At 69.0% G+C, this 20,250-nt stretch carries 15 protein-coding genes and 2 pseudogenes; 9 read left to right on the forward strand and 8 right to left on the reverse strand.

Features of this window, described 5'->3' with window-relative positions; genetic code table 11:
• Positions 1–92: 92 nt before the first annotated feature.
• Positions 93–923 (reverse strand): annotated as a pseudogene (locus tag A5747_RS25560) (DUF2275 domain-containing protein); the annotation flags it as partial.
• On the opposite strand from A5747_RS25560, the gene A5747_RS21210 reads away from it, so the two are divergent.
• Complete coding sequence (locus A5747_RS21210; protein ID WP_076127979.1) at positions 882–2,411, forward strand: PPE family protein; 1,530 nt, start codon at positions 882–884, stop codon at positions 2,409–2,411. The pseudogene A5747_RS25560 and the gene A5747_RS21210 overlap by 42 nt on opposite strands.
• A 12-nt stretch (positions 2,412–2,423) precedes the next feature.
• Here the strand turns inward: A5747_RS21210 and A5747_RS21215 are convergent, their stop codons facing one another.
• Genes A5747_RS21215 through cobG form a run of 4 tightly spaced genes read right to left on the reverse strand, consistent with a single transcriptional unit; the run spans position 2,424 to position 6,029 of the window.
• A complete protein-coding gene (locus A5747_RS21215; RefSeq protein ID WP_076127981.1) occupies positions 2,424–2,792 on the reverse strand; it encodes an STAS/SEC14 domain-containing protein in 369 nt (122 codons plus the stop codon).
• 15 nt (positions 2,793–2,807) lie between these two features.
• Complete coding sequence (locus tag A5747_RS21220; RefSeq protein ID WP_076127984.1) at positions 2,808–4,289, reverse strand: precorrin-2 C(20)-methyltransferase; 1,482 nt, start codon at positions 4,287–4,289, stop codon at positions 2,808–2,810.
• Positions 4,286–4,912, reverse strand: a complete 627-nt coding sequence (locus A5747_RS21225; protein WP_076127986.1) for a precorrin-8X methylmutase — start codon at positions 4,910–4,912, stop codon at positions 4,286–4,288. Before A5747_RS21225 ends, A5747_RS21220 begins: the two co-directional genes overlap by 4 nt.
• Positions 4,913–4,928: 16 nt before the next feature.
• A complete protein-coding gene (gene cobG, locus A5747_RS21230) occupies positions 4,929–6,029 on the reverse strand; it encodes a precorrin-3B synthase (RefSeq protein WP_076127988.1) in 1,101 nt (366 codons plus the stop codon).
• Positions 6,030–6,097: 68 nt separating this feature from the next.
• Here cobG and A5747_RS21235 point away from each other — a divergent pair, with 68 nt between their 5' ends.
• Positions 6,098–7,555: an NAD(P)/FAD-dependent oxidoreductase gene (locus A5747_RS21235; protein WP_076127991.1), complete on the forward strand. Its 1,458-nt coding sequence runs from the start codon at positions 6,098–6,100 to the stop codon at positions 7,553–7,555.
• Between the two features lie 3 nt (positions 7,556–7,558).
• On the opposite strand, the gene A5747_RS21240 is transcribed toward A5747_RS21235, so the two are convergent.
• Positions 7,559–8,383 (reverse strand): SDR family oxidoreductase, encoded by an 825-nt coding sequence (locus A5747_RS21240; RefSeq protein ID WP_076127993.1) that lies wholly within the window; start codon positions 8,381–8,383, stop codon positions 7,559–7,561.
• Positions 8,384–8,442: 59 nt separating this feature from the next.
• On the opposite strand from A5747_RS21240, the gene cobN reads away from it, so the two are divergent.
• The 3 genes from cobN (at position 8,443) to A5747_RS21255 (ending at position 13,420) form a co-directional block, all read left to right on the forward strand.
• Positions 8,443–12,030 (forward strand): cobaltochelatase subunit CobN, encoded by a 3,588-nt coding sequence (gene cobN, locus A5747_RS21245; RefSeq protein WP_076127995.1) that lies wholly within the window; start codon positions 8,443–8,445, stop codon positions 12,028–12,030.
• Positions 12,031–12,167: 137 nt separating this feature from the next.
• Entirely contained in the window at positions 12,168–12,563 is a 396-nt protein-coding gene (locus A5747_RS21250) for a PPOX class F420-dependent oxidoreductase (protein WP_076127998.1), read from the forward strand.
• A 5-nt stretch (positions 12,564–12,568) separates the two neighbouring features.
• On the forward strand, positions 12,569–13,420 hold the full coding sequence (locus A5747_RS21255) for a type 1 glutamine amidotransferase domain-containing protein (RefSeq protein WP_076128000.1): 852 nt from the start codon (positions 12,569–12,571) through the stop codon (positions 13,418–13,420).
• A 5-nt stretch (positions 13,421–13,425) separates the two neighbouring features.
• Here A5747_RS21255 and A5747_RS21260 read toward each other — a convergent pair whose 3' ends face one another.
• Positions 13,426–14,133 carry a dienelactone hydrolase family protein gene (locus tag A5747_RS21260; RefSeq protein ID WP_076128003.1) on the reverse strand — a complete coding sequence of 236 codons (708 nt, stop codon included), beginning with the start codon at positions 14,131–14,133 and terminating at the stop codon, positions 13,426–13,428.
• Positions 14,134–14,206: 73 nt separating this feature from the next.
• On the opposite strand from A5747_RS21260, the gene A5747_RS21265 reads away from it, so the two are divergent.
• The 3 genes and pseudogenes from A5747_RS21265 (at position 14,207) to lnt (ending at position 19,097) form a co-directional block, all read left to right on the forward strand.
• Positions 14,207–14,668, forward strand: a complete 462-nt coding sequence (locus A5747_RS21265) for an FxsA family protein (RefSeq protein WP_076128005.1) — start codon at positions 14,207–14,209, stop codon at positions 14,666–14,668.
• Positions 14,669–14,759: 91 nt separating this feature from the next.
• Positions 14,760–16,292, forward strand: a complete 1,533-nt coding sequence (locus A5747_RS21270; protein ID WP_076128239.1) for an amidohydrolase — start codon at positions 14,760–14,762, stop codon at positions 16,290–16,292.
• Positions 16,237–19,097 (forward strand): annotated as a pseudogene (gene lnt / locus A5747_RS21275) (apolipoprotein N-acyltransferase). Before A5747_RS21270 ends, lnt begins: the two are co-directional and overlap by 56 nt.
• A gap of 18 nt (positions 19,098–19,115) precedes the next feature.
• Here the strand turns inward: lnt and rbpA are convergent.
• Positions 19,116–19,451, reverse strand: a complete 336-nt coding sequence (gene rbpA, locus A5747_RS21285) for an RNA polymerase-binding protein RbpA (protein ID WP_076058549.1) — start codon at positions 19,449–19,451, stop codon at positions 19,116–19,118.
• A gap of 149 nt (positions 19,452–19,600) precedes the next feature.
• On the opposite strand from rbpA, the gene A5747_RS21290 reads away from it, so the two are divergent.
• Positions 19,601–19,960: a hypothetical protein gene (locus A5747_RS21290; protein WP_369805157.1), complete on the forward strand. Its 360-nt coding sequence runs from the start codon at positions 19,601–19,603 to the stop codon at positions 19,958–19,960.
• Positions 19,961–20,250 lie beyond the last annotated feature (290 nt).

Below are 20,250 nucleotides of genomic sequence, written 5' to 3' on the forward strand. Positions count from 1 at the left end.
ATCGGCCACAGGTGTCCACGGCGCCGAGCATGACCCGACGCGGTGGGCGGGCTGGGGTGCTCAACATCGGCGTCGCTGTCGCGCCTGCGTGGCCGATGCGACCCGGCGCGCTCCCGCGCCACCAGCAACGTGAACACGAGGCCCAGTAGCACCGGCACGTGACTGGCGATGCGTGCCACGGTGACTTCGCCGTTGAATGCGTCGACGATCACGTAGCTCAACAGCGCGACCGAATACACGCCGGTGATGGCCGCGACCCCGATGGCGGTGACGGGCCAGATGCCCGCGGCCATCATCGCCAGGCCCAACGCCAGCAGCCACGCGGTGGACTCGTGCATCAGATGCTCTCCGGACATCGCGCCGTGCATGTGCATCGACACCATGCCGAAATTGGTTCCACTGATTTGGGCCGCGGCGATCGCGACCTGGAACGCGCCGACGCCGATCAGGCCCCAGCGCCGATAGTGCGATCGCAGCCAGCGCATCGCGCGCTGATACGCGGTGGACTCGGCGGCGGCGCTCGCCAGAATCTTGTCGACGAGATCCGGTGCATCGCCGGGCTCCATCGAGGCCAGCCGGCGGGTCTGCACGGCGGCACCGATCAGCCAGGCGCGGCAACTTCGGCACGATTCCAGATGCGCGTCGACCTGCTGCGCGAGCACTTGGGGACGCTCGCCGTCCAATCGCGCGGAAAGCGCCTCACGGGCAACGTCACACCGCATCCCTGCATCGTTGCGCATGCCCGGTCCGCGCGCAAAGGGCGCCCGCAAAATGACGTGGAACCAAACCGCACGGCAAACCGACCACTGGAGGCAAGCACCCTCACACTCACGAAGACTCATCGAAGAGGTATCCGTGTTTCCGCTCGAAGGCCGCCGACGATGACCGCCCCGATCTGGATCGCCTTTCCGCCGGAGGTGCATTCGACATTGCTCAGCAGCGGCCCGGGACCCGGGCCGCTGTTTGCCGCGGCGGCAGCGTGGACGTCCCTGGGCACCGAATATGCCACGGCAGCAGACGAACTCGTCGCGTTACTGGGCGCCGTGCAGGGTGGCGCATGGGATGGGCCCAGCGCCGAACAATACGTGGCGGCACACGTCCCCTACTTGAGCTGGCTGATCGACACCGCCAGCAAGAGCACCGCGGCGGCAACATTGCACACGACGGCGGGCGCCGCCTACACCACGGCGCTGGCCACCATGCCGACGCTGGCCGAGCTCGCGGCAAACCACGCCACCCACGCCGTGCTGGTCGCCACCAACTTCTTCGGCGTCAACACAATCCCGATCGCGGTGAACGAAGCGGATTACGCGCGCATGTGGGTACAGGCAGCCACGACGATGACCACCTACCAGGCCGTCAGCGAATCCGCCATGGCGGCGGTTCCGGCGACGACGCCCGCGCCGCAGATAGTCACTCCGGGCGGCGAGGTCCAGGCAGCGGCAGCGAATACGGCGTCCGAGACTCCTACCGCCACCTCGTGGCAGGACGAGCTAGCGAAGGCACTTTCGGACTTCACCCAAAACATCCTCTGGCCGCTCGGGAAGGAGATATACCCCGACGGCTGGCCCATTGACGCGGTGCCATTTGCCAACGCGGTGTCCTCCTTCTTCATGCAAATTCCCGGCATGAGCCCCGCGCTGGCCACAGCGTTGGGTTGGTTCATCTTTCATTCGTTGATGCTCGTCTGGCCCTTAGTACAAGCGGCTCAGCTGGGAGTAATGCTTGCCCCGGTCATGATCGCGGCTGTCTCCGCCGCCGCTGCCGCAGGTGTAGCCGCGGCTGTCGCCGGTGCTGTGAGTGCCGCCGCCGCCGCTGCGCCGGCAGTAAGCGTGCCGTTGGCAACGGCACCGCCGGCGCCGATGGCCACCACGCCGGCTCCGACGCCGACAATGTCCACCAGCACCCCGGCGAACGCGAGCACCGCCACGGCTTCCAGCCCGGCGCCAAGTGTGGCCACGGCGTCGGGTGGCGGACCGGTCGGCGGCGGACCCGGAGTTGGCTTCGGCCCGACGGCGACCGACGGAATCGGCGCGGGAATCTCCGACTCGCTGTATGCCGTGGGCCTGTCCGGACTGTCGGGACGCAGTAGCGCCCAAAGCCGGGCGCGCCGCAAGTCCGGGGAACCGGCGCCCGACGACGTCGACGCACCGGCCGCCGCGGCAGCGGACCAGCGAGCCCGGGCCCGCCGACGGCGCGGGGCAACGGCCAAGGACCTCGGATACCGCTACGAATTCATGGACCCGGAGGGCGCCTGGGCTTCCGCGCAGAGCGCTGGACCGCTCGGATTTGCCGGGGCCGCAGCCAAATCCGATGGACCCCAGCCCGCGGGGCTGATCACCGTGACCGGCGACGGGTTGAGCGACGGCCCGACCGTGCCCATGATGCCGGGCAGCTGGGACCAGGACTAGGGAAAGAGGTCTTCAGCCGGCGGCCCACTGTTTGGCGCGCTCGAGCTCGTCGAGGCCGAACAGGGCGAGCTCGCCGGGGACCAGCCACGCCAGCGCATGCAGGGTATGGGCGACCCACTCCTTGTCGGACACTACGGCGATTCGCTTGAACGCCGAATGATGCGGCAACACAGTGCCCAAGCCCAGCTTGATATCTTCGACCAACCCGCCGGGCCCGAAGCCCTCGTAGTCCGGCTCGATGACCTCAACGATCCTGATCTCGCCGGTCTTCACCAGTTCCTCGACGGCGGGCCTGACCTCGCGCAGTTCGTCACCGCTCAGCCGGCCCGATACGCGGATGCCGATCACACCCTCGGGCACGTCGTGCAGCAGTTCGATCATCGACTTCTCCTTCCGTTAGGTCGGGTAGCGACGCGGGGTGAACACCCGGTCACCGAAATCGTCTGTGTACCACTGGGTTTGCGAGGATCCGACGATCAGCAGGCAGCGCATGTCGATCTCGGCGGGGTTGAGATCGGCCAGCCGCACCACGCGCACGTCTTCGTCCGGACCGGAAACACTGCGGCCGATCACTACCGGAGTGCCGGGTTCGCGGTGTGCGAGCAGCACGTCGCGCATCGCGGCCACCTGCCAGGTCCGCGACTTCGAGGCCGGGTTGTAGATGGCCAGCACCAGATCGGCCGCGGCCGCGGCGGCCAGCCGGGCCGAAATGACATCCCACGGCTTGAGCCGGTCCGACAGCGAGATCACCGCGTAGTCGTGGCCCAACGGCGCGCCCACCCGGCTGGCGACGGCCTGCGCGGCGGTCATCGCGGGAATCACGCGGATCCGCACCCCCGGCCATTGTTTGGCCTCTTCCAACACGGCGGTGGCCATGGCGAAAACTCCCGGATCGCCGGACGACACCACCGCGACGGTGCGCCCCTGCTCGGCCAACGCGCACGCCAGCCGCGCACGCGCCGGCTCGTCGGTGTTGTCGCTGGGGTGCCGCCGCTGGCCGTCGCGGACCGGGACGCGATCCAGGTAGCCGTTGTAGCCGATCAGGTCGGTCGCGCCGGCCAGCTCGCGTCGGCTCTGCGGCGTCATCCAGTCGAGGTCGCCGGGGCCCAGGCCCACCACCGCGACGGTGCCCTCGCGCGCCGATTGCCGTTCACCACGGCGTCCGCCCGGCAGCATGGCCAGCGAGAAGTACGGCACGCTGTTCTCGTCGACGTCGGCGGCGGGCAGTATGCGTTCCCCGGCGCCGCTGGCACGCTCCACATAGAACGCTGCGTCCAGCTGTCCGGACGCCGAAAGCGCTTCTCGCACAGCGTGATACGACCGGCCCAGTTTGAGGACCACGGCGGCGTCGGCGTCGGCGAGCCGGCGGGTCAGCTCGGCGACCGGCAGCGTGCCCGGCAGCACCGACAGCACCTCGTCGCCAGCCACCAGCGGCGTCGCGATGGCGGCCGAGGCCGCGCTCACCGACGTCACACCCGGCACGATGACGGCATCGAACCGCTCCGTCAGCCGGGTGTGCAGGTGCATGTACGAGCTGTAGAACAGCGGGTCGCCCTCGGCGAGCAGCGCCACGTTGCGTCCCGCGTCGAGATGCGCGGCGATCCGTCGGGTGGCCTCGGCGTAGAAGTCCTCCATCGCGCCGGCGTACCCGCCGGGATGATCTGTCGCCTCGGTCGTCACCGGATAGACCAGGTGCTCCTCGATCTGGCCGGGCCGCAGATACGGTTCGGCGATGCCGCGCGCGATGCTGCGGCCGTGCCGGGCGCTGTGATAGGCCACCACGTCCGCTTCGCCGATCACCCGGGCGGCCTTGACGGTCACCAACTCCGGGTCGCCGGGGCCAAGCCCGACTCCCCAGAGCATGCCGCGAGATGTCATTCGCTGTTGCTCGCGATCGCGTTGACGGCCGCGGCGGCCATGGCGCTGCCGCCCCGGCGGCCGCGCACCACCAGATACGAGATGCCGCGCGGACGCTCGATCAGCTCCTGCTTGGACTGCGCCGAGCCGACGAATCCGACCGGCCCGCCCAGCACCGCGACCGGCGGCGCCACTCCCTCGTCCACGAGTTCGAGCAGCCGGAACAGGGCGGTCGGGGCGTTGCCGATCGCCAGCACGGCCCCGTCCAACCGGTCTGCCCACAGCTCCACGCCGGCCGCCGAGCGGGTGGTCTGCCGGCGAGCCGCCAGGTCGGCCGCGCCGGGGTCGGCCACCAGCGACACGACCTGGTTGTCGGCGGGCAGCCGCGCGGTCGTGATCCCGGCGGCCACCATCGACGAATCGCACAGGACCGGGGCGCCGCCTTGCAGGGCGGCGCTGGTTCGCGCAACGACGTCGTCGGTGAAGGCGACGTGTTCGGCGACATCGACCTGTCCGCAGGTGTGGATCAGCCGGACCACGACCCGTGCCACGTCGTCGGGAAATCGCGATAGGTCGGCCTCCGCGCGGATGGCCGCGAACGACTGGCGATAGATCTCCGCCGCGTCGCGGATGTAGTCGAGCACGTGCTCACCCTAAGCGCTAGCCTCGCACCAGCCGGTAGCCCTGTCCGCTGGCGACCAGCACCTGACCGGCCGGTGGGCTGCCGCACGCGCGTTCGCAGCCGACGAAGTGACGATGCACGGCCGAATCCGCGTCGAGCGACAGCGCCGCGTCGGCCCGCACGTCGGCCGCCGAATGTTCGCACCCGGGGCTGCCGATGCAGGCGCTGACGTTGAGCCAGGGGGAGTTCTCGTCGAACACCAAGCCCAGCGGGGCGAGGACCCGCAGCGCGGCGTCGGCGACCGCTTCCTCGACGTCGCACACCAGTACCGACCGCCACGGCGTGACCACCAGCGGCGCCTCGATCGCGGCGAGGTACTCCGCGACGCGCGCGGGCAGCGCCCCCAGGGGCACAGCCGCGCCCAGCGCGATCCGGCCGTCGTCCTGGTCGATCCAGCCCACCGGTGGCCGGGTGACGGGTGGGAAGGTGGTGTCACCGAGCGCCGCGCCGGGAACAAGTCCAGCGATGTCATCCAATTCGCCGATGCGCCAAGCCTTTCCGCGCATCTTGATGAACCGGCGGGCCACTTCCACGAGTGTCTGGATCACGTCGCGCGGGGCCAGCCGGACGCCGGTGTCCCGCCCCGCCAGCAGCAGCGCACAGTCGTCACCCAGGACGTGCATGCCGATGTCGGCGCCCAGCCCCGACACGTCGCCGCGGCCGTCGTCGAGGCTGAACCAGAACCGGCCCCCGAGCTCGGCGAGACTGGGTTCGGCGCAGATCGCCTCGTCCAGCTCACTCACCCAGGGACGCACGTCGGCGCGCCCGCCGGCCCGTCCCGACAGCGGCGACGCGACGATGTTGCGGACGCGCTCATGCGTCGTCGACGGCAACAGCCCGGCGCTGGCGATCGCCTCGGCCGCCGCCGTCACGTCGGTGATCCCGCGTAGTTGCACGTTGCCGCGGGACGTCAGCTCCAGCCTTGCCGAACCGAGTCGGCTCGAGACACCGGCGAGCGCGGCCAGCTGGGCGGCCGCGATCATTCCGCCGGGTAGCCGGACGCGCACCAGCGCGCCGTCGGCCGCCTGATGCGCCTGCAGTGCGCCCGGGCAACCGTCCGTGTCGCGCGCTCTGGCCATCCGTTTACGGTACGACCCGGGGACTTTCCGGCGTAACGTGCAGGCCAGCGAGAGGTCGGGTGATTGCCATGGCGGAGAAGCGCCCAGTGAAGGTCGCGATCATCGGCGCCGGGATGTCCGGCATCTGCATGGCCGCCAAGCTGCAGGACGCCGGCATCGACTCGTTCACCATTTTCGAGAAGGCCGACGAGGTGGGCGGCACGTGGCGCGACAACACCTATCCCGGACTTACTTGCGATGTCCCGTCGCGCTACTACTCCTATTCGTTCCGGCCGAATCCCAACTGGTCGCACTGGCTCCCGCCGGGTCCGGAGATCCAGGCGTATTTCCAGCGGGTGGCCGACGAACGGGGCATCCGTCCGCACATCCGGTTCGGCACCGTCGTCACCGCGGCCCGCTATGACGACGGGACGTGGCGGCTCACCACCCCCGACGGTGAGGAGACGTTCGACGTGCTCGTCACCGCGACGGGGGTCCTGCGGGTGCCTCGCTATCCGGACATCCCCGGACGGGACACGTTCGCCGGCCCGGCCTTTCACTCGTCGCAGTGGGACCACTCGGTTTCGTTGCCGGACAAGAGGATCGGCCTGATCGGCACCGGTTCGACCGGTGTGCAGATTACCGCGGAGCTCGGCGGCAAGGTGCGCCAGCTGAAAGTCTTTCAGCGCACCGCGCAGTGGGTTTACCCATTCCCTAACCCGCGCTATTCGAAGTTGGCTCAGGCGGCGCTGTCACGGTGGCCGGCGCTGAACGGTCTGCCCTATCGCTTCTGGGGGTGGCTGATGCGGCACTGGTTCGGCGTGGCACCGATCCGCCCGGGCTGGCAGCGCCGTCAGATCCAGGCCTGGTGTCGATGGAACCTGCGGCTGTCGGTGCGCGACCCGCAGCTCCGGGCGAAGCTGACTCCCACCTACCAACCGATGTGCAAGCGGCAGGTGATGGCCGGGCATTTCTACCGGTCCGTACAAAAGCCTGGAGTCGAGATCATCACCGACTCGATCGACCGCATCGAGCCGCGCGGCATCGTCACCGCCGACGGCGCGCTACACGAACTCGACATGCTGGTCTATGCCACCGGATTCGACGCGCGCGCCTACGTGCGCCCACTCGAGTTGATCGGGGAGGGCGGAATCACCCTGGACGAGGTCTGGGAGGACGGTCCGATGGCTTATCGGTCTATCGCGGTGCCGGGATTCCCCAATCTGTTCATGCTGATGGGGCCGCATTCGCCGATCGGCAACCAGTCGCTCGTTCCGATCGCCGAGGACCAGGCCGGCTACGTGATGTGGTGGATCGAGCAGCTGCGTGACGGAGCCGTGCGCGCAGCGGCTCCGACCGAGGCGGCAACCAAGGAATACAACGAGCGTATGAAAGCCGCGATGCCGCAGACGATTTGGGTTACCGGCTGCAGCAGTTGGTACCTTGGCAAGGACGGTCTGCCGGAGCTCTTCCCGTGGACGCCCGAGACGCACCGCGAGCTGTTGCGACGACCCGAGCCGGCGCACTTCGAGGTGCGCACCGCCTGAGCGCTAGGACGTCCCGGTCCGGCGTGCGTACGAAGCGCGCTTGCCCACTTCGACGTCGCTGGTGAAAACGCGGCCGGTACCCAATAGACGCCCAAGTGCCTCCGCCACACCGCGCGGCATCAAACGCTGGCCCGACAGCGCGATGCCCATCGAGCGGGGAATAGCCACGCGGGGTTTCGGATTGACGATCACTCGAACCACGGCGCGAGCGACGTCGTCTGGCTCGACGTTCTTGAAGCCGCGCGCGTGTCCGATGCCCGCGACCATCTCGGTGTTCGTCAGCGTCGGCATGATCGCCGAGAACTGGACGCCGCTGCCACGGTTCTCCATGCGAACGGTGTCGGTGTAGCCGAGGACGGCATGCTTTGTGGCGCAATAGGTTGCGATACCTTCGGTCGGCAGCACGCCGCCCAGAGAGGCGATGTTCACGATGTGCCCTCGGCGACGCGGCAGCATCCGCTGGGCGCCCAACTTGGTGCCCAGGATCACGCCGAAAATGTTGACGTCAAGTAGTTGCCGGGTCACGGCGTCGGCCTCGTCGATCGCGCTACCCACCGCGATGACGCCCGCGTTGTTCACCAAGACGTCGAGCGGCCCGAGCCGGTCTTCGACAGCGTCGAGAAACTCCGTGAAGGATTGGCGGTCGGTCACGTCTAATTTGCGGGAAAGCTCGAACGGGCGACCGGCCTCCTTTGCGGCGGATTCGTCGATGTCGCCTATGGCGACGTGGGCGCCCAAACTGTCCAGAACCGTGGCGATGGCCAGGCCGATTCCGCGCGCTCCGCCGGTGACAGCGATGATCTTGCCCGTGACCGAGGTTGCGTTCATTGCCTCACGCTAGCCGTACCGCCGCCGGTTGCCGAGCCCCGCTGCGGTACGAATGGTGGGTGGCCGAGCCGACCATCCTGCTGCTGTCGACATCCGACACTGACCTGATCAGCGCACGGTCCAGCGGCAAAAACTATCGGTGGGCCAATCCGTCGCGGCTGTCCGACCCCCTAGCCGATTCAGAACTGGGTGACCTGTTATCCGGCGCCGCGATCGTGGTGGTCCGGATCCTCGGTGGCTACCGGGCGTGGCAAAGCGGCATCGACACAGTGGTCGCCAGTGGGGTCCCGACGGTGCTGGTCAGCGGTGAGCAGGCCGCCGACGCGGAATTGACCGGCCTGTCCACGCTGGCCGCCGGCATCGCGGTGCAGGCGCACATCTACCTCGCCCACGGCGGGGTCGAGAACCTGCGTCAGCTGCACGCCTTCCTTTCGGACACCGTGCTGATGACTGGGTACGGTTTCACCCCGCCGGTGGTGACGCCGACGTGGGGCCAGCTGCGGCGCCAAGACGCCGCGAACACAGAAGGCCCGACGATCGCGGTGCTGTACTACCGCGCGCAGCACCTGGCAGGCAACACCGCATACATCGAATCGCTTTGCCGGGCCATCGAGGACGAGGGTGGGCGGCCGCTGCCGGTCTACTGCGCGTCGCTGCGCACCGCCGAACCGGAGCTGCTGCAACGGCTGAAAGGCGCCGACGCCATGGTCGTCACCGTGCTGGCCGCCGGGGGACTGAAGCCGGCCACGGTGTCCGCGGGCGGGGACGACGACAGCTGGAACGTCGAACACCTTGCGGCGCTGGACATCCCGATCCTGCAGGGCCTGTGCCTCACCAGCCCGCGCGATCAGTGGCGCGACAACGACGACGGGCTCAGCCCGCTCGACGTGGCCAGTCAGGTGGCGGTCCCGGAGTTCGACGGGCGCATCATCACGGTTCCGTTCTCGTTCAAGGAGATTGACGACGACGGCCTGATCTCCTATGTCGCCGACCCGGAACGCTGCTCGCGCGTCGCGGGCCTGGCGGTCCGCCACGCACGGCTGCGGCACGTCGCACCCGCGGAGAAGCGCGTGGCCCTGGTGTTTTCGGCGTATCCCACCAAGCACGCCCGCATCGGCAACGCGGTCGGACTGGACACCCCGGCCAGCGCGGTCGCGCTGCTGCGTGCGATGCGCGAGCGCGGGTATCGGGTGGACGACCTTCCCGGGGTGGAGTCCAACGACGGCGACGCGCTGATCCACGCGCTGATCGAACGCGGCGGGCAGGATCCCGACTGGCTCACCGAAGGGCAACTCGCCGGCAACCCGATCCGGGTGTCCGCCAAGGACTATCGCGACTGGTTCGCGACCCTGCCGGCCGAACTCACCGACGCCGTCCAAGAGCACTGGGGGCCGCCGCCCGGCGACCTCTTCGTCGACCGCAGCATCGATCCCGACGGCGACATCGTCATCGCTGCGATGCAGGCGGGCAATCTGGTGCTGATGGTCCAGCCGCCCCGCGGTTTCGGCGAAAACCCCGTTGCCATCTATCACGATCCGGATCTGCCGCCCAGCCACCACTACCTGGCGGCCTACCACTGGCTGGACACCGGCTTCAAAGCCGATGCCGTCATCCATCTGGGCAAGCACGGCAACCTGGAGTGGCTGCCCGGAAAGACGCTGGGCATGTCTGCGGCATGTGGATCCGACGCCGCGCTGGGGAACCTGCCGCTGATCTACCCCTTCCTGGTCAACGATCCCGGGGAGGGCACCCAGGCCAAGCGACGAGCGCACGCGGTGCTCGTCGACCACCTCATCCCGCCGATGGCGCGCGCCGAAACCTACGGCGACATCGCGCGTTTGGAGCAGTTGCTCGACGAGCACGCTAACGTCGCCGCGCTTGACCCCGGCAAGCTGCCCGCCATCCGCCAGCAGATCTGGACGCTCATCCGGGCCGCCAAGATGGATCACGACCTGGGCCTGACCGAGCGACCCGCCGAGGACTCGTTCGACGACATGATCCTGCACATCGACGGCTGGCTGTGCGAGATCAAGGACGTCCAGATCCGCGACGGCCTGCACATCCTGGGCCAAAGGCCCACGGGCGAGGCCGAACTCGATCTGGTGTTGGCTATTCTGCGGGCCCGCCAGCTGTTCGGTGGGGAGCAGGCGATTCCCGGCCTGCGACAGGCGTTGGGCCTGGCCGAGGACGGCACCGACGAGCGGACGCCAGTTGACGAGGCGGAGGCCGCCGCCCGTGAACTGGTCGCCGCGCTGCAGGCGAGCGGATGGGATCCCGACGCCGCCGAAAGCCTCACCGACAACGCCGAAGTGGCAAGAGTGCTGCGGTTCGCGGCCACCGAGGTGGTGCCCCGGCTGGCCGGCACGGCAGCCGAAATCGACCAGGTGCTCAGGGCGCTGGACGGCCGGTTCATTCCGGCCGGTCCGTCGGGTTCGCCGCTGCGCGGCCTGATCAACGTGCTGCCCACCGGACGCAACTTCTACTCCGTCGACCCCAAGGCGATCCCGTCCCGGCTGGCGTGGGAAGCCGGTGTGGCGCTGGCGGATTCGCTGCTCGCCCGGTATCGGAACGATCATGGCCGGTGGCCGCAATCGGTGGGGCTGTCGGTATGGGGCACCTCGGCCATGCGCACCGCCGGTGACGATATCGCCGAAGTCCTTGCGCTGCTGGGCGTTCGACCGGTCTGGGACGACGCGTCGCGGCGGGTCGTCGGTCTGACCCCGATGCCGCTGGCCGAGCTGGGCCGGCCGCGCATCGATGTGACCGTTCGCATCTCCGGGTTCTTCAGGGACGCCTTCCCACACGTCGTGACGATGCTAGACGACGCGGTACGGTTGGTCGCCGAGCTCGACGAGCCGGAGCAAGACAACTACGTACGCGCGCACGCCCAGGCCGACCTGGCCCAGCATGGCGATCAACGCCGATCCACCACAAGGATTTTCGGATCCAAGCCGGGAACATATGGCGCCGGCTTGCTACAGCTGATCGACAGCCGCAACTGGCGCGACGACGCGGACCTGGCGCAGGTGTACACGGCGTGGGGCGGGTTCGCCTACGGACGTGACCTGGACGGACGCGAGGCCGTCGACGACATGAACCGCCAGTACCGGCGAATCGCGGTGGCCGCCAAGAACACCGACACCCGCGAACACGACATCGCCGACTCCGACGACTACTTCCAATACCACGGCGGGATGGTAGCCACCGTGCGGGCGCTCACCGGCCAAGCGCCCGCCGCCTACATCGGCGACAACACAAGGCCCGACGCGATCCGCACCCGCACCCTGTCGGAGGAGACCACCCGGGTATTCCGCGCCCGCGTCGTCAATCCCCGCTGGATGGCCGCGATGAGACGGCACGGCTACAAGGGTGCCTTCGAGATGGCCGCGACGGTCGACTACCTGTTCGGCTACGACGCCACCGCGGGGGTGATGGCCGACTGGATGTACGAACAACTCACCGAGCGCTACGTGATGGACGCCGAGAACCGCAAGTTCATGGCGGAGTCCAACCCGTGGGCGCTGCATGGCATGGCCGAGCGGCTGCTGGAGGCGGCCGGCCGGGGCATGTGGGCGGATCCGCAACCGGAAACCCTCGACGGGCTGCGTCAAGCGCTGCTGGAAACCGAGGGTGACCTGGAGGGCTGATCCGGGCTTCTCCGAAATCGCCGCCCCGGTCGCGAACGTGCGGCTGGCCGCACACTCGGAGCCGAACGTGCGGCTGGCCGCACACTCGGCATGAGAGGGCCGGCGTCGGGAGTCTTCTCGCGGAGTAGGTTGGCAGCGTGACCCCAAGCTTCGCCGACCTCGCCAAGTCGGAATACATCCTGCTGACCACCTTCACCAAAGACGGCCGACCCAAGCCCGTGCCAATCTGGACCGCCGTGGATAAGGAGCGCGGCGACCGTTTACTGGTGATCACCGAGGAAAAGTCGTGGAAGGTCAAGCGGATCCGGAACACCCCGCGCGTGACGCTAGCCACCTGCACCATGCGCGGCCGCCCGACCAGCGAGCCGGTCGAGGCGACCGCGACCATTCTCGACAAGTCGCACACCGCCGCCGTCTACGACGCGATCGGCCAGCGCTACGGCATCGTGGGCAAGGTGTTCAACTTCTTTAGCAAGGCGCGCGGCGGCATGGAAAAGAACGTCGGGCTCGAGCTCAAAGTGGCCGCGCCCTAACGCAAATGGGTACCGTCCTGATTCCGATCCCGGACCGCGACTTCGACCCCACCGAGGTCGCCGTCAGCTGGCGCGTCCTGACCAGGAACGGTCATCGGGTGGTGTTCGCCACCGAAAGCGGCTCGGCGGGGGTGGCCGACGACATCATGGTCACCGGCCGTGGACTCGACATCTGGTCTGCGCTACCGATATTGGGGGCCATCCCGGTCATCGGGCTGATGCTGCGGGCCAACAAAGACGGTCGCGATGCCTACGCCGCGATGGTCGATTCGACCGAATTTCGGCATCCCCTCAGCTGGTCTCAGGCCACCCTCGACGACGTCGACGCACTGCTCCTGCCCGGCGGACACCGCGCCCGCGGAATGCGCAGCTACATCGACAGCGACATACTGCACCGGTTGGTGGTAGACGCCTTCGCCCACGGGATGATCGTGGCCGCGATCTGCCATGGTGTGCTGCTCGCTGCGCGAAGCGTCGATCCCGGCACGGGTCACTCCGTGCTCTACGGGCACAGGACCACGGCGTTGACGTGGGCAATGGAACGGCTCGCCTGGCGGCTCACCCGCCGCACCCGATTCCGGGACCCCGACTACTACCGGACCTACACCGAGCAGCCCGGCCAGCCCGGCGGATACATGTCGGTGCAGTCCGAAGTCACCCGAGCCCTTAAAGATCCGGCAGATTTTTGCGACGTCGTCCGCGGAGAACCGCACTGGCGGCGCAAATCCTCGGGAATGGCAAGGGATACCGCGACCGACTCGCGGCCGGCATTCGTCGTCGACGACGGCAACTACATCTCGGCGCGCTGGCCCGGCGACACGCACACCTTCGCCACCGTTTTGTCGCGGAAGCTCTGACGGCACTAAGTCGTCGCGCCGGCCCCCAGATGCTCGCCGAAGAACGCGAAGACCCGGTCCCACGCATCGTCGGCCGCCGCCCGGTTGTAGCCGAAGCCGACGACGCGAAGCAGCGGCTGGGCGGGGAGCTGGTTCGCGAAGCTATGGCCCGCACCGGGGTAGGCCTTGATATCGGTGGTGATCCCCTTGGCGGCCGTCACCTCGCGAAATTTCTTGGGTGCGCCGACGCCCAGCGGGTCACGACTGCCGAAGCTGGCGACGATCGGGCACGCCCCGTCTAGTGTCTCGCTCAAATTGCGCGGCAGTGGCGTGCCGTAGAACGGCGCGGAAGCGCCAAAACCCTTGGGCGACATGATGAGTGAGAAACCACCACCCATGCAGAAGCCGGCGATGCCCACGCGGCCGGTGCATTCCGGCATCGACTGCAAGTGATCGCGAGCGGCCAGGATGTCGTCGAGCGCGCGACCACGCTTGGTCAGCAGCTCGCGCATGACTCTCGTGATGCATCGCGCGCGACCACCCCTGGCGTACATGTTCGGGGTCAGCGCCAGATAGCCCGCCTGCGCGATGCGCCGCGAAATCAGTTCATTGTCGGGGCCATAGCCGACCGCATCGTGGATCACCACCACACCAGGCCAGGGGCCGTCGCCGTGGGGAATGCCCAGCAGCGCATCGATGGGTCCGTCCGGGGCCTCGATCTGAATCGTCGTCATAGCGTCATCTAACTGCAGCCGGGTCGTGCCTCACCAGGGGAACTCAGCGCCGGTCCGCGGACGTTGGCGTGACATGCTGTCGCGGCTGTTGCTCGTCTATGCGGTCGTCGAACTCGCCGTGATCTTCGCGCTGGTGTCGACGATCGGGTGGGGCTGGACCCTGCTGGTGCTGCTGGCCACCTTCCTGCTCGGGTGGGGCCTCTTGGCGCCGATGGCCGGGTCGCAGCTCATTCGCCAACTCGGCCAATTGCGATCGGGCCTGACCGAACCGCAGGCCGCGGTGAACGACGGCGCAATGGTCGGTTTGGCCATGGCGCTGGTCTTGGTTCCCGGGCTGGTCACCACGGTGTTGGGACTGTTGTTGTTGGTGCCGCCGATACGGGCGGTTGCCGGCCCCGGCCTGAGCGGGATCGCGCTGCGCGGGCTGCGCGGGCGGGCACCGCTGATCACCCAGACGGTCATCGACGGGGAGGTCATCGACGTGCACGACGTCGAGCTGCCACCGCGGCCCCCGTCGTCGCCGGGATCGATCTAAGTTTTGGCGTGTGGCGCAAACCGATCGTCGGCCTACGACGCTGCTGTTGAACGGCCGGGTGCACAGCCCCAGCCACCCCGACGCCACCGCCATGGCGGTGCGCGGCGACGTCGTCGCATGGTTGGGCAGCGATGACGTCGGCCGCAGCCAGTTTCCCGACGCCGAGGTCGTGGATCTCGAGGGCGGCTTCATCGCACCGGGATTCGTCGACAGCCACATCCACCTGACCGCGACCGGCCTCGCCCTCACCGGGCTCGACCTGCGGCCCACCACGTCGCGCGCACAGTGCATGCAGATGATCGCCGAGCATGCCGCCGCGCACCCCGGCCAACTGGTGTGGGGGCACGGCTGGGACGAGTCGTCGTGGCCCGAGAACACCGCGCCGAGCACCACCGACCTCGACGCGGTGCTCGGGGACCGGCCCGCTTACCTGGCTCGCGTCGACGTTCATTCCGCCCTGGCCTCGTCGGCGCTGCGACGCATGGTCGCGGAGCTGCCGGCGGCGGGCGGCTTCAGCGCCGAGGGGCCGCTCGCCGACGATGCGCACCACCTGGTCCGGGCGACCGCCCGCAACCTGCTGACCGCCGGGCAGCTGGCCGACGCCCGGAGCGCCGCACTGCGTGCCGCCGCCGCGGCCGGCATCGTCGCCGTGCACGAATGCGCCGGGCCCGAGATCGGCGGCCTGGACGACTGGCTGGCGCTCCGCGCCCTCGATCACGGCGTCGAGGTCATCGGCTACTGGGGTGAGGCGGTGACCAGCCCGGCGCAGGCCCGTGCCCTGATGGACGTGACCGGAGCCCGCGGGCTGGCCGGTGACCTGTTCGTCGACGGGGCGCTGGGGTCCCGCACCGCCTGGCTGCACGAGCCGTACGCCGACGCGCCGGACCGCGTCGGCACCTGCCACCTGGACCGGGACGTCATCGAGGCGCATCTGCGGGCCTGCACCCAGGCCGAGGTGACGGCGGGTTTCCACGTCATCGGGGATGCCGCGGTCTCCGCGGTCGTCGACGCCATCGAACGGGTCGTGGCCGACCTGGGGGCTCCCGCCGTCGCCCGCTGCGGGCATCGTCTGGAGCACCTAGAGATGGTGACGGCCGATCAGGCCGCCAAACTCGGCGCGTGGGGCGTCATCGCCAGCGTGCAGCCCAATTTCGATGCGCTGTGGGGCGGCGACGACGGCATGTACGCCCGCCGGCTCGGCGCCGAACGAGGCAGCCGGCTCAACCCGCTGGCGCTGTTAGCATCCCAAGGCGTGCCCCTCGCGCTCGGTACCGACGCCCCGGTGACGGGTCTTGACCCGTGGGCCAGCGTGCGCGCGGCCGTCAACCATCACACCGCAGGCAGCGCCGTGTCGGCGCGGGCCGCATTCGCCGCCGCGACCCGCAGCGGATGGCGCGCGAGCGGTGTCCGCGACGGCGTGACGGGCACCCTGGCGCCGGGTGCGCCCGCGTCCTACGCCGTCTGGGACGCCGAAGCCCTGGACGTGAGCGCACCGCGCGACGCCGTGCAGCGCTGGTCCACCGACCCGCGCTCGCGGGTGCCCGCGTTGCCGCGGCTGGGCCCGGCCGATGCCTTGCCGCGTTGCCGCCGGACCGTGCATCGGGGCGCTGTCATCTATGGCTAACGGTCGGCACGAGCGGCCCGACGACGCCGAATCGGAGCGCGACGAAGAGCCCACCGACGCGCCGGTACGCACGGACACGCATGACGCTCCCGGCGTGGCCGAGCGCGCGGGCGCGATAGCACGCCAGGCACTGGCGCGGGCGGTCGCCGCGGTGATCGCTCGGCTGCCGGGCCTGCAGGCGGCGCTCCAGCCCCGCCTGGCGCGGCTGCTGGTCACCGTCGTGGCCGGATTGCTGATGTGCGCCAGCTTCCCGTCGCTGAGCTGGTGGTGGGCCGCCGTGGTCGCCGCCGCGCTGTTGGCCTGGGTGCTCAAGCACCCCGCCACCACCATGGCCGGCGGTCTGGGCTACGGATTTCTGTTCGGGCTCGCGTTTTATCTGCCGCTACTGCCGTGGATCAGCCTGCTGGTGGGCGACGTGCCGTGGTTGGCGTTGGCGATGGCGTGCGCGCTGTTTCCCGCGCTCTTCGGCATATTCGCCGTCGTGGTGCGGGGGCTGCCCGGCTGGCCCGTCTGGTTCGCGTTGGTGTGGGCGGCCCAGGAGTGGTTGAAGTCGATCGTTCCGTTCGGTGGGTTCCCCTGGGGGTTGGTGGCGTTCGGTCAAGCCGAAGGTCCGCTGCTGCCGTTGGTCAAGCTCGGCGGCGTTGCCCTGCTGTCGACGGCCGTCGTGCTGGTGGGATTCAGCGCGACCGCGATCGCGCTGGAAATCATGAAATGGTGGCGAACCGAGGCGCGGGACAAGGACGCCGAGGACGCCGATCAACAGCCGCCCGCGGTGGTGCTGCCTGGGATTTGCATCTGCCTGGTCTTGTTCACCGCCGTCATCATCTGGCCGCAGGTGCGGCACGCCGGGGCCGGAGCGGGCGGCGAACCCACGGTCACCGTCGCGGCCGTGCAGGGCAACGTTCCCCGGCTCGGCCTCGACTTCAACGCGCAACGCCGAGCGGTGCTGGACAACCACGTCCAGGAGACGCTGCGGTTGGCCGAGGACGTGCGCGCCGGGCTCGCACCACAACCTCAATTCGTCATCTGGCCGGAAGACTCCTCGGACGTCGATCCGTTGCTCAATGCCGACGCCGGGCAGCAGATCGCGCAGGCGGCCCATGCGATCGGCGCGCCGATCCTGGTGGGGACCGTCCTCGCCGCGCCCGGCACGCAGGAACCCGCGGAATACACCAACACGATGATCGTCTGGAATCCGGTCAGCGGCGCGGCCGACCGCCACGACAAGGAAATCGTGCAGCCGTTCGGCGAATACCTGCCGATGCCGTGGCTCTTCAAACATCTCTCGTCCTACGCCGACCGGGCGGGCAACATGGTGCCCCGCAAGAGCAGCGACGTGGTGCAGATCGCGGGGGTGCCGGTGGGCGTAGCCACGTGCTGGGAAGTGATCTTCGACCGCGAACCGCGCAAAGCCGTCCGCAACGGCGCCCAGTTGTTGGCCGTGCCGGCCAACAACGCCACCTTCAACAGGCGCATGAGCGAGCAACAGCTCGCCTTCGCGAAGGTCCGCGCCGTGGAGCACGACCGATACGTCGTGGTCGCTGGCACCACCGGGATCAGTTCGGTGATCGCGCCGGACGGGGCCGAGTTGGTCCGCACCGGATTCTTCGAGCCCGGCTATCTGGACATCCAGGTGCGCCTCAAGACGCAGCTGACGCCGGCCACCCGCTGGGGCCCGATCGTGCAATGGTTGCTGGTCGTGGCGGCCGGAGCGGCCATTCTGGTCGGGATACGGCACAATGGGTGGTCCCCGCGTCCGGTTCGGCCGAGGTTGCGGCCCTTCCGGGCGAGGCCGTCGGGTGAATCGGACGATTCCGGTAAGTTCCCGGGCGACGCCGAGGGCGACTTGGATATGACGCAAGACGCCGCGCCCGACGAGGGCGGCGATCACACTCCGCCGGAAGAAGGCGGTGACGAGAGCCCGCTCGACGAGGGCGGCCCACCCAGTTTCGGGCGACACAGTTTCGGGCGACACAGAGGAGCTACATGACCACCGGCCAGCAGGCGCCCCGCGTTCCGGGCAACCGGCCCAGCCAACGCGTCCTGGTGATCATCCCCACCTTCAACGAGCTGGAGAACCTGCCGGTGATCCACCGGCGGCTGAAGGACGCGTGCCCCGAGGTGCACCTGTTGATCGTGGACGACAGCAGCCCGGACGGTACGGGCAAGCTCGCCGACGAGTTGGCCGCGGCCGATCCGGGCCGCACCCACGTCATGCACCGCACGGCCAAGGACGGCCTGGGCGCCGCCTATCTGGCGGGCTTCGCGTGGGGGTTGAGCCGGGACTACTCGGTGCTCGTCGAGATGGATGCGGACGGCAGCCACGCGCCCGAGCAGCTGCACCGCCTGCTCGACGCCGTCGACAACGGAGCCGACCTGGCGATCGGGTCGCGCTACGTCGACGGCGGAACGGTGCGCAACTGGCCGTGGCGTCGCTGGGCCCTGTCCTGGACGGCCAACACCTATGCGCGGGTGGCACTCGGCATCGATGTCCACGACATCACCGCCGGCTACCGCGCCTACCGTCGCGAAGTCCTGGAGGCGATCGACCTCGACGGCGTTGACTCCAAGGGCTACTGCTTCCAGATCGATCTGACCTGGCGGACGGTGTGCAACGGCTTCGCCATCGTCGAAGTGCCGATCACCTTCACCGAGCGCGAACTCGGCGTGTCGAAGATGAGCGGATCCAACATCCGCGAGGCACTGGTGAAGGTCACTCGGTGGGGCATCCAGGGACGAACCCCCAGCGCACGCGCGGCGCGCGCCGACAACCGCACCAAGTCGGCCGGGGCCCAAGGGGCTTAAGGACGGAGTCAGCCCGGGTCAGCCGCGGCGCTTCGACCTGATCAGTTCGAGGCGCTCCTTGAGCAGCTCTTCGAGCTCATCGACCGTGCGGCGCTCCAGCAACATGTCCCAGTGCGTCCGCGGCGGCTTGACCTTCTTCGGCTCCGGCAGGTCGCCCTCGACCAGGGTGCCCTCCATACCGTTGCGGCACAGCCAGGTACCGGGGATCTCGGCGTCGTCGGCGAACGGGACCTCGAACTCCTCGCCGTTCTCGGTGCGGTAGCGCGCGATCTGACGCGGCGCGAGGTCGTGGTTGCGGTCGGTTTCGTAGCTCACGGCTCCGAGGCGACTGCCCCTCAGTACTCGATCCGCCATGGGTGCTACTCCTCTAGGTTCTGTGGGATTCTCTCCGCTTGGCAAACGTTACGGTGCTCGGCGTAGTTCCCGGGCCGACACGCGGCCTACGCGGCGCGACCATCAATGATACCGGGATGGCCGAGCGCGGCCGACTAAAGTCGGCAGGCGTGACCCGCCGTGCCCGCCCGCAGCCCTGCCGCTGGTGTGGTCGAGACGTCTCCGATGCCGGCATGGGTCGCCGCCGCCAGTACTGCCGGCAGTCGTGCCGGCAGCGGGCCTACGAGCAACGCGCCTCGCTCCATCGGGGCGAGGCAGGGGCGGCGCTGGCGCTGCCCGCCGATGCGGTCGTGCTGTCGGCCGACGAGGCGGCTGACCTCTCCGATCGCGTCTACCAGGTGCGATGCGCGGCGAAGGACGTCGCCACAGCGCTCGACGAGGGAGCCGAGGCATCCGAATTGCGCGCCCTGTGCGATGTGCTGATCCGAGCCGCCCGGGCCGCCGACGGCTGGCGCCGAGTGGGCGTCTGACCGCGACGGCCGCCGGCGCGGTGCCCCGACGGCTCGCGTCGAGATTCAGAGCGCCATGCGCCTGACCACCGCCGATGCGTAGGCGGGTACAGTCACGCCATGGACGGTGCGCCGAATCTGAGGGACTTCGGGGTCACCGCGCGCGTCGCCGGGCCGCGTCGGACGTTTTGAAATCCAGCCGGAGTTGGCCATACTCACCAGCGACATTCTTGGGTCGGACAGCAGCACGACGACGTTGCTTCGTGCCGCAACTTCCGTGACTCGGCGAGAGCCGCATCCGGCGGTGAACG

It is taken from the genome of Mycobacterium sp. IS-836 (assembly GCF_001954275.1).
GTDB lineage: Bacteria > Actinomycetota > Actinomycetes > Mycobacteriales > Mycobacteriaceae > Mycobacterium.

Excerpts from the sequence above, each read along its gene's own strand:
- A5747_RS21210 (WP_076127979.1), top strand. The coding sequence starts at position 882 with ATGACCGCCCCGATCTGGATCGCCTTTCCGCCGGAGGTGCATTCGACA.
- A5747_RS21215 (WP_076127981.1), bottom strand. The coding sequence starts at position 2,792 with ATGATCGAACTGCTGCACGACGTGCCCGAGGGTGTGATCGGCATCCGC.
- A5747_RS21220 (WP_076127984.1), bottom strand. The coding sequence starts at position 4,289 with ATGACATCTCGCGGCATGCTCTGGGGAGTCGGGCTTGGCCCCGGCGAC.
- cobG (WP_076127988.1), bottom strand. The coding sequence starts at position 6,029 with ATGGCCAGAGCGCGCGACACGGACGGTTGCCCGGGCGCACTGCAGGCG.
- A5747_RS21235 (WP_076127991.1), top strand. The coding sequence starts at position 6,098 with ATGGCGGAGAAGCGCCCAGTGAAGGTCGCGATCATCGGCGCCGGGATG.
- A5747_RS21240 (WP_076127993.1), bottom strand. The coding sequence starts at position 8,383 with ATGAACGCAACCTCGGTCACGGGCAAGATCATCGCTGTCACCGGCGGA.
- A5747_RS21255 (WP_076128000.1), top strand. The coding sequence starts at position 12,569 with ATGGGTACCGTCCTGATTCCGATCCCGGACCGCGACTTCGACCCCACC.
- A5747_RS21260 (WP_076128003.1), bottom strand. The coding sequence starts at position 14,133 with ATGACGACGATTCAGATCGAGGCCCCGGACGGACCCATCGATGCGCTG.
- A5747_RS21265 (WP_076128005.1), top strand. The coding sequence starts at position 14,207 with ATGCTGTCGCGGCTGTTGCTCGTCTATGCGGTCGTCGAACTCGCCGTG.
- A5747_RS21270 (WP_076128239.1), top strand. The coding sequence starts at position 14,760 with ATGGCGGTGCGCGGCGACGTCGTCGCATGGTTGGGCAGCGATGACGTC.
- rbpA (WP_076058549.1), bottom strand. The coding sequence starts at position 19,451 with ATGGCGGATCGAGTACTGAGGGGCAGTCGCCTCGGAGCCGTGAGCTAC.